The sequence below is a fragment of the Protofrankia sp. Cj5 genome, from assembly GCF_917627405.1.
Lineage (GTDB): Bacteria > Actinomycetota > Actinomycetes > Frankiales > Frankiaceae > Protofrankia.
Genome location: NZ_CAKJTO010000120.1, coordinates 1 through 13,221, shown reverse-complemented (window position 1 = coordinate 13,221; position 13,221 = coordinate 1). Strand labels below are relative to the sequence as shown.

Sequence of the window (13,221 nt, the reverse complement as noted above, 5' to 3'; positions counted from 1 at the left end):
TGCTCCCTTAGAGGGTGTTTGATCTCGATATATCCGCTTTATCGATTCATATTCCTCGCTGGATTTAGGTTGATTCGCCTGGTATACGGGGTCCACGGCGGCGATTATTGCGATGTGGACTGTGATCCGTCGTCGGCGTGGCGCGCATAACATCCTGTTTCTAGATCAAAAGGATTTTATAGGGTAGAAACGGCAATTCGCATCCCGTCGCACCGAGTATGAAGCCCATGATTCTTCTCGAACATGCGCAAAACCGGCTCGACGGACTGGAGGACAAAACTGCCGATAGGCCTACAGATCGAGATCAAACGCCCTCTTGCATACCACTCGAAGCGGAACAGCGCGTCGTCGATCTACTCGGTACCCGTCGTCGGCAGGGAGAGCGAACCCGACGACATCGGCCCGGTTCCGGCCGATGTCGTCATGCTGCTCGGGTCGCTCAGCTGATCCTTCCAGGTTCGGACAGCTTCGCAGTCACCGGGACCGAAGGCGGTGCGATCATGTTTTTCGCGCCGCCGACGGCCTTTCAGTCACCAAGGCCGGCTGCTTCGAACGCGATCAGTGACGGGCGGATGGTCGCGGTCGGCCGGCCCTGCGACATGAGCGGATCGAGGGTCTTCAGGCCGTCCCCGGTGTTGAAGATGACGGTCTCGGCATCAGGGTCGAGTAGCCCCTCGCGCAACAGCCGCCGCAGGCAGGCGACGGTGACGCCGCCGGCGGTCTCACCGAAGACGCCCTCGGTGCGGGCGAGCAGCCGGATGCCGTCGACGATCTCGGGGTCGGTGGCGTCGGTGATCGCACCGCCCGTCCGCCGGGCCACGTCAAGCGCGTACGGGCCGTCCGCGGGGTTGCCGATCGACAGCGACTTGGCGATCGTCGACGGTTTCACCGGGGCCACTGTGTCAGCTCCGCGGGCAAAGGCCGCGGCAACCGGATTGCAGCCCGCAGCCTGGGCGCCGAAGACCCGGTACGGCGTCGGTTCCACCAGGCCGAGGCGGCCGAACTCACCGAAGGCCTTGTCAATCTTGGTCAACAGCGACCCGGAGGCGATGGGCACCACGACCTGCTCCGGCAGCCGCCAGCCGAGCTGCTCGGCGACCTCGTAGCCCAGCGTCTTGGAGCCCTCCGCGTAGAAGGGCCGCACATTGACATTGACGAACGCCCACTCGTACTCGCCGGAAAGTTCGCTGCACAAACGGTTGACGTCGTCGTAGTTGCCGTCGATCGCAACCAGGGTGCCGCCGTAGACGGCGGTTGACACGGTCTTGCCGTCCTCGAGGTCATGCGGGATAAGTACTACTGAACGTAGTCCAGCGGAAGCGGCATGTGCTGCCACGGACTGGGCGAGGTTGCCGGTGGAGGCACAGGCGACGGTGGTGAACCCGTGCTCACGGGCGGCTGACAGCGCCACCGAGACGACCCTGTCCTTGAACGAGTGGGTGGGGTTCGCGCTGTCATCTTTGATCCACAACGTTCGGATGCCGAGCTCCTCGGCAAGCCTCGGGGCCGGGCGCAGCGGTGTCCAGCCAGCCCCGAGGGAGACCCGGTGCGCGGGATCGTGGCCGGCGGGAAGGAGGCCGACGTAACGCCACAGGTTGGCGGGACCGGCCTCGATGGAAGCCCGGGTGACGCGGCGCAGCAGGGACTCGTCGTAGGCGATTTCCAGCGGGGCGAAACACTCGACACAGACGTGCGTCGGGGCGAGCGGGGATCTGGCGCCGCAGTGACGGCAGGCCAGGGAGATCGCCGGATTGGCGGCGGATTCCGGATCGATCGTTGCGGGGCGCTCGGGCGCGATGGTCATATGTGAAACTCCTCATCTTCCCCGAGAGCCCATTGCGTCTCAGGACGGAATTAGCACCTGCCGCGCACGGATGCGGGTGGTTGCCGGGGCTTCACTGGGCCGGTCCCTCTGCCCCTCTGGATGAGCCGGATGAAGTTGTCCCCGTACTGTAGACCGAGTGCGGCGTGATGTGCACCGTTGGTTCGAGCGTCGGACGTATGACGGGCGTGACTTCTCGCCCGTCGGTCTGCTGGCGCGGAAGGCGGAAACGATCAGTGTGGTGCTGCCCGCGTTGAACGAGGCCGCCACCGTGGGGCGGATCGTCTCCGCGATCAATCGTGATCTTGTTGTTGCGGTGCCTCTGGTGGACGAGATCATTGTCATCGATCCGGGGTCGGTCGACGAGACCGCGACCGAGGCGGCCGCCGCGGGTGCGGCGGTGATTGCGGAGGAGGAGATCCTCGCCGGTTACGGGCGGATCGCGGGCAAGGGCGAAGCCCTCTGGAAGTCCCTGTACGCGGCCTCCGGGGACATCGTGGTCTTCATCGACGCTGACCTGGAGGACTTCGACGCCCAGGTGGTGACGGGGCTGTTAGGGCCGCTGCTGACCGACGCCGAGGTCTCCTACGTCAAGGCCTCCTATGATCGGCCACTGCTGGGCGGCCTGCTGCCCGGCGGCGGTGGCCGGGTCACCGAGCTGGTCGCGCGGCCCCTGCTCAACATGTACTGGCCGCACCTTGCCGGGCTGATCCAACCGCTTGCGGGAGAGTTCGCCGGTCGCCGTGCCCTCCTGGAGCGGTTGCCGTTCGTCTCCGGCTACGGAGTCGAGTTCGCCCACCTGGTGGACGTCTTCTCCGTCGCGGGCGCGGATGCCATCGCACAGGTCGAGGTCGGGCGAAAGATCCACCGTCATCAGTCCGACGAGGCTCTCGGACGCATGGCAGCCGAGATCATCCAGACGGCGTGGAGTCGGCTCGGTGTCCACAGCCCGGTCCCGGGACAGACGCTGACCCAGTTCCGCCGCTGCGACGGTGGGCTTGAGCCGCATACCCACAGCGTCGCGGTGCATGAGCGTGCCCCGATGATCACAGTTGCGGAGTATGCCGCTCGCCGGACGTCTCGTCGGCGACGTGCCGTAGAAGATCACCCGTCGCCGACGGCGTGAGAAGGTCGCTGACGCCGGGAGCAGGTTACCGGCGGCGTGAGCGGGAGGATATCGCTGATGGGCATCCGGGTCGTGTATACCGATCTTGATGGGACCATGGTCGGGCCGTCCGGGTGCTTCTTCCAGAACGAGGATCACTCCACCACCCTTGATCCGGCGCACGCCCTTATCGGCCTGCACCGGGCGGGCATCGCGCTGGTGCTGGTCAGTGGCCGGACCCGACCGCAGCTTGTCGAGGCCAGCGCGATTTTCGGCGCGGACGGTTTCATAGCCGAACTCGGCGCGATCGTCGGCTGGGACCACGGGCGGGGCAGCCGGATCCTGCGCGGAGCCATGCCTGACGATCTTGACCGGATTCCGGATCCGCTCCTCACCGCGCTGATCGAACGGTATCCGGGGCGTCTGGAGGCGTATCGTCCCTGGGACCCCGGCCGCGAGGTTGACGTCATGCTGCGGGGCAACATCGAGGTGGCCGAGGTGAACGCATGGCTTGTGGCGGAGGGCTTTGACTGGTTGACCATCCGCGACAACGGCATCATCTCGCGGGCCGTCATGCCCACTCTGGATGATGTTCCCCATATTTACCATCTTGTTCCCGAGGGCGTCAGCAAGGGGGCCGCGGTGGCCTTCGACCTGGCCCGTCGCGGGCTCCGGCCGGAGCAGGCGATCGCGATCGGCGATTCCGCCAGCGATCTGGTCATGGCCGGCCAGGTCGGGCGCATGCACCTCGTCGCGAACGCGCTGCGTCACAGCGATCTCGTCGCGTTGCTGCCCGGTTACGACAATGTCGTTGTGGAGGATGGCGGGTTTGGCTCTGGCTGGGCCAGCGCGGTCCGCTCGGCGCTGCCGACCGCGCGGCCTGCCACTATCTGATCCGCCGCCGGCCGCATGAGCGGCCCGGCCGGCTGGTCGGGAATCGTGCCGTCGGCGGCCGTGCTGGCAGCGGCCGGACGGCTGAGCAGGAGGTGGCCGAGAACCGTGAGGAGGAAGAGGACAGCCGCGATCGTGTAGGAGTTCCCGATCAGCAGCTGCCAGCCATGCCAGGAGTACTCGCGGTTATGTTCGTACGGCAGCCACCACATCGGGGCGAGGACGAGCAGGGCGAAGCCGCCGAGTGCGGCGAACCGTCCCCCGCGCGGCCGGGCCGGGCCGGCCAGCCAGGCCAGGGCGGGCAGTGCCCACAGCCAGTGGTGGGTCCAGGAGATCGGCGAGACGAGCAGTCCGGTGATGCCGCACACCGTCCAGCCGAGCAGGGGCTCATGGCGGCGGGTGGCCGCCACCGCCAGTCCGATGCCGGCGACCGCGGTGCTCAGTGTCACGAGCCGAAACCAGGTCTCATCGTGTATGGCATGACCGGCGAGCCGGGTCGCGACCCCGGCCAGCGACTGGTTGCCCGCGTACGCGACCCCACCGACGTGGGACGGGTCGAGTGCCAGCCGGGTCCAGAAACGCGCCGAGTCAGTGGGTGTGGCCAGGGCCGCGAGCGCGGAGCAGGCGCTGAAGGAGAGCGCGGCCCAGCCCGCGTCCCGGCGTCTTCCCGTGCAGAGGAGGTAGGGAATGAAGATCAGTGGGGTGAGCTTCACCGCCCCGGCGATACCGATCAGTATGCCCGCGGGCAGTGGCCCGGATCTGCGGCGCAGGTCGATAATGATCAACAGCATGAGTGGAATGTTGATCTGGCCATAGGCGAGGTTGCTGCGGATCGGCTCGGTGGCCAGTACGCCCGCGGCCAATACCGCCAACGGCAGCGGGCGGGACGTGAGCAGGCCGGTCCGGGCCACGGCGAGCACCTGGCGGGTCAGCGCAGCCAGGCACGCCAGCAGGGTGACTGCCCAGATGAGCTGGGCCGCCGGTTTCGGCAGGACCGCGAGCGGACCGAAGAGCAACGCGGCGAACGGCGGATAGGTGAAGGGCAGGCCGGTGCCCGGCATGATCTGGTCGTACAAGGGCAGCCCGTGCAGGAACGCGTCGCCGCCCAGCCGGTACACTGCCAGATCGATCCGGGTTCCGAGGGCGAGCAGCGCGAGCAGACCGAGCAGGCTGGCTCCGAGCAGGATCGTGGCCATGTTCGGGCGCGCGCGCATGCTGTCCCCCTTTCCCGTGTTCGTCCGTCCTGACCGGATCCTGACTGACCCCCGCGGCCGCGAGCAGCCGTGGGGGTCAGCGCTTGAGAGCCGTCGTGGACCACCCCTCCCGCCGTCGGGTGAGGATGACCACAGAGATCAGAACAAGGCCGAGAGTGCTGATGGCGATGAACGGTGCCTGGCGCTGCAGCCACGGCGTGGCGCCGGGCAGGTCGGCAAACAGAAGTTCGCAGTGCGGAAGGGCGAGAAACGCGCCGACCGCCGACACCGCGCCGAGCGCGCTGGTGCGGGCCCGGTCAGCGGCCATCGCGAGTGGTATGAGCCCCCAGGCCAGGTACCACGGGTAGAGGACGGGACCGAGAATCGCCAGCGTCAGCAGGCCCCAGCCGACAGTGGCGGTGAGGTCCCGCCCGCGGATGGTCGCCAGCAGCCGCAGCATCACCCCGGCGGTGAGCACGATGCCGGCGGTTCGGGTCAGGTTCAGCGCCTGGGAAAAATTGATCTTCATGCTGGTGACGTTGTTCAGTTTTGTGAGAGCGTCGGCGAGGCCGACAGTCGGTGCGTACAGGGTGAGTCCAGCGGCAGGCGTAGCCGCTGAACGTAACCAGCCTAGTCCGTCTGGAATCAATACCACGAAGAGCAGCCCGGATGCGCTGACAACACCGGCGTCCCGCGCCAGCGGCCGCAGCCGCGCCCACAGCCGTGAACGCGCACTAAGAGCGCCCGAGGATAGGACTGTCCGGCTCGCGGCTCCCCGCATCCCGCCCGGCCGCGTTGTCGTCAGTCGGCGCCCAGCACCAGGGCGCCTTCCTCCTCCGCCTTGCCGGACCGGGCGCGGATAAGCCGCTCGCTGATCGAACGCCCTATCCTCGGGCGCTCTAAGCGGAGGGGAGCCCGCTGCCGGGGCCCCGGCGTGCCACACGGCCACGGCCACGATCGCGAACACCGCCGGCCACTTCACCGCGGTGGCCGCGGTGAGCAGGACCATGGCCGGTATCGGGCGTCCCGCTCGGGCAGCCAGCAGGCCCGCCGCAAGCAGCGCCATCATGATTGCTTCAAGATGGATGGCGCCGAGGAGCTGCAGGATCACGACCGGGTTCCCGGCGGTCGCGAGGGCCAGCGGCCGCTGCCGCGGGTCGGCGGCCCAGGTTACGCATCCCACGATCACAATGGTGCCCGCGAGCGCGACGAGCCGCAGGATGAGGACCGTTCCCAGGACGCTCCCGCCGGACAGCGCATAGGCGGCCTTCAGCAGGGCGAGCGCCAGGGGGCCATAGGGAGCCCGGGACATCCGCCAGACCGGGTCGCTCGCAAGCAGGCTGGGCTGGTGGCCCAGGATGGCCGGGCCGTCCCGGTATGGGTTGAGATCGGCGGTGAGCATGGCTCCGTGCGCTACGTAGCTGTAGACGTCCAGGCTCAGGACTGGCGGGCCCACGGCGACGGGCAGACACCAGACGGCGATGATGATCCCGGCCTGGCTGAGCGAGACCGACCCCCTGCTGGCCAGCAGGCGCAGCTGCAGCCAGGCGACGACGACGAGCGTAACCCCAACGATCATAAAGGCGGGCAGTGCTGAGGCACGGTCAAGCCGTACCGGGACAAGTAGCCCGAACCATTCGGTGGGCAGTTCGACTCCAGCGCGCAGCGCGAGCCGCCCCGCCGTGCCGACCACCAGGCATGTGCCGGCAAGCCCGAGCAGGCCGGGCAGGAAGAGGCTGGACAGGAGGAACTTGCTGAGGGCGCTGGGAGCAGACCAGGTGGGCTCGGCCAGCTTCGGGTGGCTGGAGCCTTTGCCGGGGCAGGTGGTCGGGACGTCACCGCCCCGCGGCATGATGCCCGCGAGGGGAGCGCCGGGCCTCGCCGCTGTCATCCGTTCGAGTGCATGGCAGGGCATACGAGACAATCGTAGCTATTTGACATTTTTATATTAATTCCGTCAAAAGTAGGTCAACCCCGAGTTGCCGGCCGGCGATGCTGTCATGCGGTGCTGTTGTCATATGACGCTCTTGTCAACCGATGTTGACAGTGGGTCACATATCATATCATATGATGAACTATTACGTTATTCGCTGCGGCGTGATCGGGGCGGGCCGGGCTGCTGAAGATCTTCGAGGCATGCCCTAGTCTCCGTATGTGTGCCGTGCTACAGGGGTTGACGAACCGGCGTGTTCCGCGGCTGTCGGGACGGCCCGTGTGCTCGTCGCGTCCAACCGTGGGCCGGTGGCGTTCAGCGCGGACGATGACGGGTCCTTGATCGCGCGTCGTGGCGGTGGTGGGCTGGTCAGCGGTCTGCACGCGGTCGTGGGCGAGGATGCCGCGTCCGGCGGCGGGGATACCGCTGGGGATACCGCCGGTGGCAGCGGGCTGGTGTGGGTGTGCGCGGCGCTGAGCGAAGCCGACCGGCGGGCCACCCGGCTGGCCCCGGACGGCCGGCTCGATCTCGCTGGCCACGACACCGGCGGCACCGCGGTGTGCATGCTCGATGTGGACCGGGTCGTGTTCGAGCGGGCGTACAACGCGGTCGCCAACCGTACGCTCTGGTTCATCCTGCATCTTCTGTACGCCCCGGCCTCCCAGCCGTCCTTCGGGTCGGTGTTCCAGCAGGACTGGCTGGCGTACGAGAGCTACAACACGATGTTCGCCGAGGCGCTGGCGCGTGAGGCGGCGCCTGGCGCGGCCGTACTGATCCAGGACTACCATCTGACCCTCGCGCCCGCGCAGCTGCGTCGGCTGCGGCCGGATCTACGGATTGCCCATTTCAGCCACACCCCGTGGCCGCCACCCGAGTACTTCCGGATGTTGCCGGACAGGGTCGCCAGCGCGGTCGTCGAAGGCCTGCTCGGCGCTGATCATCTTGGTTTTCTGACCGCCGCGTGGGCCGAGGCGTTCTGCCGCTGTGCCCAGGCAACGCTCGGCGTTGACATCGCCGTTGACCGGGCTGCCGAGATCGACCGTGGTGACAGCGCGGGCCGTGGTGACAGCGCGGGCCGTGGTGACAGCGCGGGCCGTGGTGACAGCGCGGGCCAGGGCGACAGTGCGGGCCAGACCGGTGGAATGACCGATGGCACCGGCCAGCCGCGGCTGCGCTACCGCGGTCGGGCCGTCCGGATCGGTGTCCACCCGCTCGGAGTCGACAGCGCCGCTCTGGTACGGCGCGCCCGCGGGCATGATGTCGCGGCCCGCGCCGCCGAGATGCGGGAACTGACCGCGGGCCGTCGGGTGATCGTGCGGGTGGATCGGACCGAGCTGTCGAAGAACATCGTCCGCGGGCTGGAAGCGTACCGGGAACTGCTGCGTGAACATCCATGCTGGCATGGCCAGGTGACGCACATCGTCTGTGCCTACCCGTCACGTCACGATCTTCCTGAGTACCGCGAGTACACGGCTGCCGTACAGCGGATCGTGGAGGAGATCGAGGACGAGTTCGCGACCGCTTCGTGGTCGCCGGTCCGGCTCGAGGTCAACGACGACTACCCGCGGTCACTGGCTGCCTTGTCACTCGCTGATGTCCTGGTGGTGAATCCAATCCGGGATGGTATGAACCTGGTCGCGAAGGAAGGCGCGGTGCTGTCGAGGTCCGGAGCCGCGCTGGTTCTCTCCCGCGAGGCGGGAGCCTGCGCGGAGATGGCAGCCGACGCGCTGGTGGTGAATCCCTTCGACGTGGGTGAGACCGCCGCAGCCATCCACACCGCGCTGCTGATGACCGCTGACGAGCGCCGCCACCGATGCGAGCGGCTCGCCGCCGTCGCCGGCCGGCTTCCCCCGCGCAGGTGGTTTCGCGACCAGCTCGACGCCCTACTCGCCTGACAGGCGGGAAAGCTCCGCGAACAGGCTCTCAGGAGAGGCGGTCGGCAAGGAGGCGCAGCAGCGCGACCACTCCCTCCGGGCCCGGAACGACGAGATCTGCCTGTTCCCGCAACCGGGCTGGCACCTCCGGGCCGTCGCTGCACACGGTCAGCCCCGGAATACCGGTGGCCCGCAGCTCGTCGACCACGTCGAAGGCTGGCAGATCGCCGAGGTCGTCACCGGCGAACAACACCGAGCGGGCACCCAGCTCCGTCACCCGGTCGCGTAGCGTGCGGCCTTTGTCGTGGCCGGGCGGACGCAGCTCCAGAACCCGTTTGCCGGGCGCAGCCTCCAGCCCGTGGTCTTTGGCAAGGCTGGTCAGCGCGGGTGTGAGAGCCGCCAGCGAGGCGTCCGGGTCAGAGGTGCGGCGTACGTGCACGACGAGCGCGTGCCCCTTGTCCTCTACGACAGTGCCGGCCGGGGCGTCCTCAAGCAGCCGCGGCAGGGCGGCCCTGACGGCCGTGACCCCGGGTAGTGGGTCGGGGCTTGTGATCTGATTGGTAGCGGCGTCCCAGCGTTCCAGCCCGTACTGGCCGAGGATGACCATCGAGTCGAGCCCCGGTTCTTCGCTGAACCGGGCGAGTTCGAGCAGCGCGCTGACCGGCCGTCCGGTGATGATGGCGACCGATCCGACCTGCTGGGCTATCCGTGCCAGCGCGGCCAGAGCACCCGGTGCCGGAACAGCGTCCGACGGGCGGGCGACGATCGGCGCGAGAGTGCCGTCGTAGTCCAGCGAGATCAGCGCGTGGCGTGGGTCGGTGAGGAGGGCCGCGAGCCCCGCGCCGCCGGCCAGCGTCCGCGGCGCTGTGGCGATCGGGCCGGAACCGGATGTGGAAGTCATGAGGTCAGGTCCGTCACTTGTTCTCTCAGGGCCTCCGGTCGCGCGTGAAAACCCATGGTCGCGCGGCCTTCAGCCAGCTTGTTCGCGCAGGGCCGCCGACGTCGCGTACAGCAGGGTGATGATCACGCGACCGTTGGCGGGTCTAGGGTGCGGTTGGCGAAAAATCCTTGGTTATGACAAGGATGAGTGGATCATCCGCGATGAAGTTCTTGTTCTTCGGTTTCGCCTGCTTCACGTCCGGGATGAGGTCCAGCACGGTCTGGGCCGCGTCCAGCTGCCCTTCGTCGTAGAACACGGTCGGGATCTCGACGTTGTATGTCGACTGGTAGTTGCCGGTCCGCGTCACTGTGAAGCCGGCGGCCTCCAGCCGTGCTCGGGCGGCCTCCGCCAGCCCCTTCTCCCTGGAGTTGTTCAGAATCACGATCGGGGCGAAAACGTGTTGCGGCGTGCTGGCCGGGGCGGTCGCGGCAGCGGGTGGCTGGGATATGACTTTTGGCGATGGTTGGGTGCCCGCCGCGGCTGGCGGCGAGGCTACCGCCCTGGTCATCGCGGTCCCGGCGGCAGCGGTGGCAGACGGCCCGCTCATCACCGGCGGATGTGTGGAGGTGGCCGCTGCCGCCGCCACGCGAGATTTCTCCGCGGTCGGGTCATTCACCAAGTTGACGACGAGAATGCAGCCGAGTACGGCCAGCACGGCGATGCTGCCGGCCGCGATGGTGTGCAGCCGATCACCGCGACGCAGTCGGGGCGGCCGTGGCGGGCTGGGCGACGCGACAGTGGTATCGGTCATGACGAATGCTCACATCTCAGCGGGGTCGAGGCGGGCGGTACCGCCGGCGCGCGCCCGTCGGCGTGTCGCTCGCAACCTGCGTAGCCGCTTGACCAACATGGGGTCGGTGACGAGGGCGGCGGGGGAGTCGATCAGAGCGTTCAGTATCTGGTAGTAGCGGGTTGCCGAGATTGCGAACTCGGCGCGGATCGCGGTCTCCTTGGCGCCCGCGTAGCGCCACCAGTGCCGCTCGAATTCCAGGACCCGCCGCTGTCGATCGCTCAAAGCGGATACCGCATCGCGTTCAGTGTTCGACTGTGCGGTGCGACTGAACGCCGGTGAGTCGCCGCAACCCCCGGCCTCGGTGGCTCGCGGGCCGCTGGCCTGCGGCTCAGCGCCCTGCGGCTCAGCGCCCTGCGGCTCAGCGCCCTGCGGCTCGCTGGTCCGCAGTTCGACGGGATGCGGCGGCGGGCCGAAGGTTCCGGCCTCCATTGCCAGGACGTGGGCGGCTTCCACGGCGATGGCCTCCTCCAGACGGGACGGGATCCGCGAATCACAGGGTTGTGGTTCGCCGCCCACTATTTCAGAGGATGGGTCCGACAACTTCGGCCGAGCCGGCCGACACGCGGGATCAACCGGCCGACACGCGGGATCAGATCACTGATGGCTCGCTGTTGAGCATGCCGGCGACGCTTCCTACTCTCGGGGAGTGCCCCGTCGCTTCGTCCGTACCACCGAGGACTTCGAGTGCCTCGTCTGCGGGACACCGGTCCGCGGGAACGGTTACACCAACCACTGCCCGTGCTGCCTGTGGTCTCGGCATGTGGATGTCAACCCCGGTGACCGGGCGGCGGAGTGCCGCGGCGCGATGCGCCCGGTCGCGGTGGAGACCGGTCCGCATGACATCGTCCTGACTCACCGCTGTGAGACGTGCGGTCACCAACGACGGAACAGGACATCCCCGGCGGACGACATCGATATGATCATCGAAGTATCAGCGGCGGGCTGGGACGGGGCTGGCATCCCCATCCCGCCCGGTGCCCGTGAGGAGGTTGACGGAGGTGTGCGGGGCAGCGCTGTCAGGGGTAGAGACCGCGGGTCCGGTGCGCGTCGGCGACCCGGGCGACCCCGATGATGTGCGCGGCGGTGCGCAGACTCACGTCACGTTCCGTCGCTAGCCGCGAAACCTCCCCATACGCGCGGTTCATGATGTCGCGCAGCCGGTCGCTGACCTCGTCCTCGGTCCAGAAGTAGGCCTGAATGTCCTGAACCCACTCGAAGTAGGAGACGGCGACGCCACCGCCGTTGGCGAGGATGTCCGGGACGACCACGACCGCGTTGCCGTCGAGGATCGGATCAGCGTTCGCGGATATCGGGCCGTTCGCGCCTTCTACGATTATCCGTGCCTTGACCCGGTCGGCGTTCGCGGCGGTGATGACTCCTTCCAGCGCCGCGGGCACTAACAGATCGACGTCCAGCTCGAGCAGCTCGGCATTGGTGATCGTGTCGGTTCCGGGGTATCCCACGACCGTGTCCGCGCCGCGCTGGACGCGGCGGACGAGCGCGGCCGGATTGAGCCCCTGCGGATTGTACACGCCCCCCTTGACATCGGACACCGCGACGACCCGGCAGCCGGCGTCGTGGAGGTACTGCGCCGCAAGCGCGCCGACCTTACCGAACCCCTGGACCGCGACAGTAACGTCGTACGGGTCGAGGCCGTGTTCGGCCAGCGCGGCGAAAGCCGCCAGCTGGACGCCACGGCTCGTCGCGCCGGCCCGCCCGGCTGATCCGCCGATCGACAACGGCTTACCAGTGACGACTCCGGGCGCGGTGTAGCCGGTGTGCGTCGAGTAGGTATCCATGATCCATGCCATGGTCTGCTCGTCGGTGCCCACGTCCGGCGCGGGGATGTCCTTCTCCGGCCCGATGAGCGGGACGAGCTCGGCCGCGTAGCGGCGGGTCATGCGCTCCCGCTCGGCCAGGGACAGCAGTTTCGGGTCGACGGCGATGCCGCCTTTGGCACCGCCGTAGGGGATGCCCATCAACGCGCATTTCCACGTCATCCACATGGCCAGGGCCTTGACCTCGTCAAGGTCGGTGGACGGATGGAAGCGGATCCCCCCCTTGGCCGGTCCGCGGGCCAGGTTGTGCTGGACCCGGTAGCCGGTAAGGACAAGCAACTGGCCATCGTCGCGCATCAGGGGGACGCTGACTGTGATCGAGCGACGCGGAGTCCGGAGCAGATCGTGCAGGCCGTCATCGAGGCCGAGGTGGCGGGCGGCGTTCTCCAACTGGATCTGTGCCGTGTCCCATGCAGACGGAGACCCGAGCATTCAGACACCTCCTTGTGTCGTGCGCGGTCCCCGCTGACCGCGCCGAGCGCCGGACCGGCAAGCCTCCCGGGCCGCGAGGCCACCGTTGCGCGTTCACCGGTGGCCAGGCGTCAGGCCCTGGATTGTAGATCCCGGCCTTCGTGACCTGTGGCGGTTGTCAGTCTGATCGCCAGGGCGATCCGTGCGGCGGTCGTGGGCCGCGGTCCCTCCGGGTGTACATCGCGTTAGGTTACGCAGAGTACTCGGCTGCTGGACGATGTGTCGCAGCAAGGTTGACCAAGGCCCCTCCGATGTACGACGGAAATCCTACCGGTGCCGATAAAGTGGCTGGAAAGTGGTCGGTTATACCAACATGGTTGCAATGTGTTGCTGATCGAAAGCTCTCGGGTGGTGTTGGGGT

The 13,221-nt window shown here is 67.8% G+C and carries 12 protein-coding genes and 1 riboswitch; of the genes, 5 read left to right on the top strand and 7 right to left on the bottom strand.

Annotation, left to right across the window (positions count from 1 at the left end; genetic code table 11):
* Positions 1-243: 243 nt before the first annotated feature.
* Entirely contained in the window at positions 244-447 is a 204-nt protein-coding gene (locus MJ777_RS19670) for a hypothetical protein (protein ID WP_239377387.1), read from the top strand.
* 79 nt (positions 448-526) lie between these two features.
* On the opposite strand, the gene thrC is transcribed toward MJ777_RS19670, so the two are convergent.
* Entirely contained in the window at positions 527-1,804 is a 1,278-nt protein-coding gene (thrC, locus tag MJ777_RS19665) for a threonine synthase (protein WP_239309798.1), read from the bottom strand.
* A 9-nt stretch (positions 1,805-1,813) separates the two neighbouring features.
* Positions 1,814-1,931, bottom strand: a riboswitch (SAM riboswitch).
* A gap of 30 nt (positions 1,932-1,961) precedes the next feature.
* On the opposite strand from thrC, the gene MJ777_RS19660 reads away from it, so the two are divergent.
* Entirely contained in the window at positions 1,962-2,948 is a 987-nt protein-coding gene (locus MJ777_RS19660) for a glucosyl-3-phosphoglycerate synthase (protein WP_239377386.1), read from the top strand.
* Positions 2,949-3,005: 57 nt separating this feature from the next.
* A complete protein-coding gene (locus MJ777_RS19655) occupies positions 3,006-3,821 on the top strand; it encodes an HAD hydrolase family protein (protein WP_239309824.1) in 816 nt (271 codons plus the stop codon).
* Here MJ777_RS19655 and MJ777_RS19650 read toward each other — a convergent pair.
* Together MJ777_RS19650 and mptB are read right to left on the bottom strand one after the other, a co-directional pair.
* Positions 3,725-5,032 carry a glycosyltransferase 87 family protein gene (locus MJ777_RS19650; protein WP_239377385.1) on the bottom strand — a complete coding sequence of 436 codons (1,308 nt, stop codon included), beginning with the start codon at positions 5,030-5,032 and terminating at the stop codon, positions 3,725-3,727. The two genes, MJ777_RS19655 and MJ777_RS19650, sit on opposite strands and share 97 nt — an antisense overlap.
* Positions 5,033-5,108: 76 nt before the next feature.
* A complete protein-coding gene (gene mptB / locus MJ777_RS19645; RefSeq protein WP_239377384.1) occupies positions 5,109-6,926 on the bottom strand; it encodes a polyprenol phosphomannose-dependent alpha 1,6 mannosyltransferase MptB in 1,818 nt (605 codons plus the stop codon).
* Between the two features lie 299 nt (positions 6,927-7,225).
* Here mptB and MJ777_RS19640 point away from each other — a divergent pair, with 299 nt between their 5' ends.
* Positions 7,226-8,839, top strand: coding sequence for a trehalose-6-phosphate synthase (locus MJ777_RS19640; RefSeq protein ID WP_239377383.1), 1,614 nt, complete (start codon positions 7,226-7,228; stop codon positions 8,837-8,839).
* A gap of 28 nt (positions 8,840-8,867) precedes the next feature.
* On the opposite strand, the gene otsB is transcribed toward MJ777_RS19640, so the two are convergent.
* From otsB to MJ777_RS22900, 3 genes are all read right to left on the bottom strand, one after another.
* On the bottom strand, positions 8,868-9,719 hold the full coding sequence (otsB, locus tag MJ777_RS19635) for a trehalose-phosphatase (protein WP_239309785.1): 852 nt from the start codon (positions 9,717-9,719) through the stop codon (positions 8,868-8,870).
* A gap of 142 nt (positions 9,720-9,861) precedes the next feature.
* Positions 9,862-10,509, bottom strand: coding sequence for a LytR C-terminal domain-containing protein (locus MJ777_RS19630; RefSeq protein WP_239309783.1), 648 nt, complete (start codon positions 10,507-10,509; stop codon positions 9,862-9,864).
* A 9-nt stretch (positions 10,510-10,518) separates the two neighbouring features.
* Positions 10,519-10,773, bottom strand: a complete 255-nt coding sequence (locus tag MJ777_RS22900) for a DUF3263 domain-containing protein (RefSeq protein WP_239309822.1) — start codon at positions 10,771-10,773, stop codon at positions 10,519-10,521.
* 424 nt (positions 10,774-11,197) lie between these two features.
* On the opposite strand from MJ777_RS22900, the gene MJ777_RS19620 reads away from it, so the two are divergent.
* Positions 11,198-11,623, top strand: coding sequence for an RNHCP domain-containing protein (locus MJ777_RS19620; protein WP_239309781.1), 426 nt, complete (start codon positions 11,198-11,200; stop codon positions 11,621-11,623).
* Here MJ777_RS19620 and MJ777_RS19615 read toward each other — a convergent pair.
* A complete protein-coding gene (locus MJ777_RS19615) occupies positions 11,568-12,821 on the bottom strand; it encodes a Glu/Leu/Phe/Val dehydrogenase (RefSeq protein WP_239309779.1) in 1,254 nt (417 codons plus the stop codon). The genes MJ777_RS19620 and MJ777_RS19615 overlap by 56 nt on opposite strands.
* Positions 12,822-13,221 lie beyond the last annotated feature (400 nt).

Coding starts and splice junctions, on each gene's coding strand:
- MJ777_RS19670 (WP_239377387.1), top strand. CDS start 244: ATGCGCAAAACCGGCTCGACGGACTGGAGGACAAAACTGCCGATAGGC.
- thrC (WP_239309798.1), bottom strand. CDS start 1,804: ATGACCATCGCGCCCGAGCGCCCCGCAACGATCGATCCGGAATCCGCC.
- MJ777_RS19655 (WP_239309824.1), top strand. CDS start 3,006: ATGGGCATCCGGGTCGTGTATACCGATCTTGATGGGACCATGGTCGGG.
- MJ777_RS19650 (WP_239377385.1), bottom strand. CDS start 5,032: ATGCGCGCGCGCCCGAACATGGCCACGATCCTGCTCGGAGCCAGCCTG.
- mptB (WP_239377384.1), bottom strand. CDS start 6,926: ATGCCCTGCCATGCACTCGAACGGATGACAGCGGCGAGGCCCGGCGCT.
- otsB (WP_239309785.1), bottom strand. CDS start 9,719: ATGACTTCCACATCCGGTTCCGGCCCGATCGCCACAGCGCCGCGGACG.
- MJ777_RS19630 (WP_239309783.1), bottom strand. CDS start 10,509: ATGACCGATACCACTGTCGCGTCGCCCAGCCCGCCACGGCCGCCCCGA.
- MJ777_RS19615 (WP_239309779.1), bottom strand. CDS start 12,821: ATGCTCGGGTCTCCGTCTGCATGGGACACGGCACAGATCCAGTTGGAG.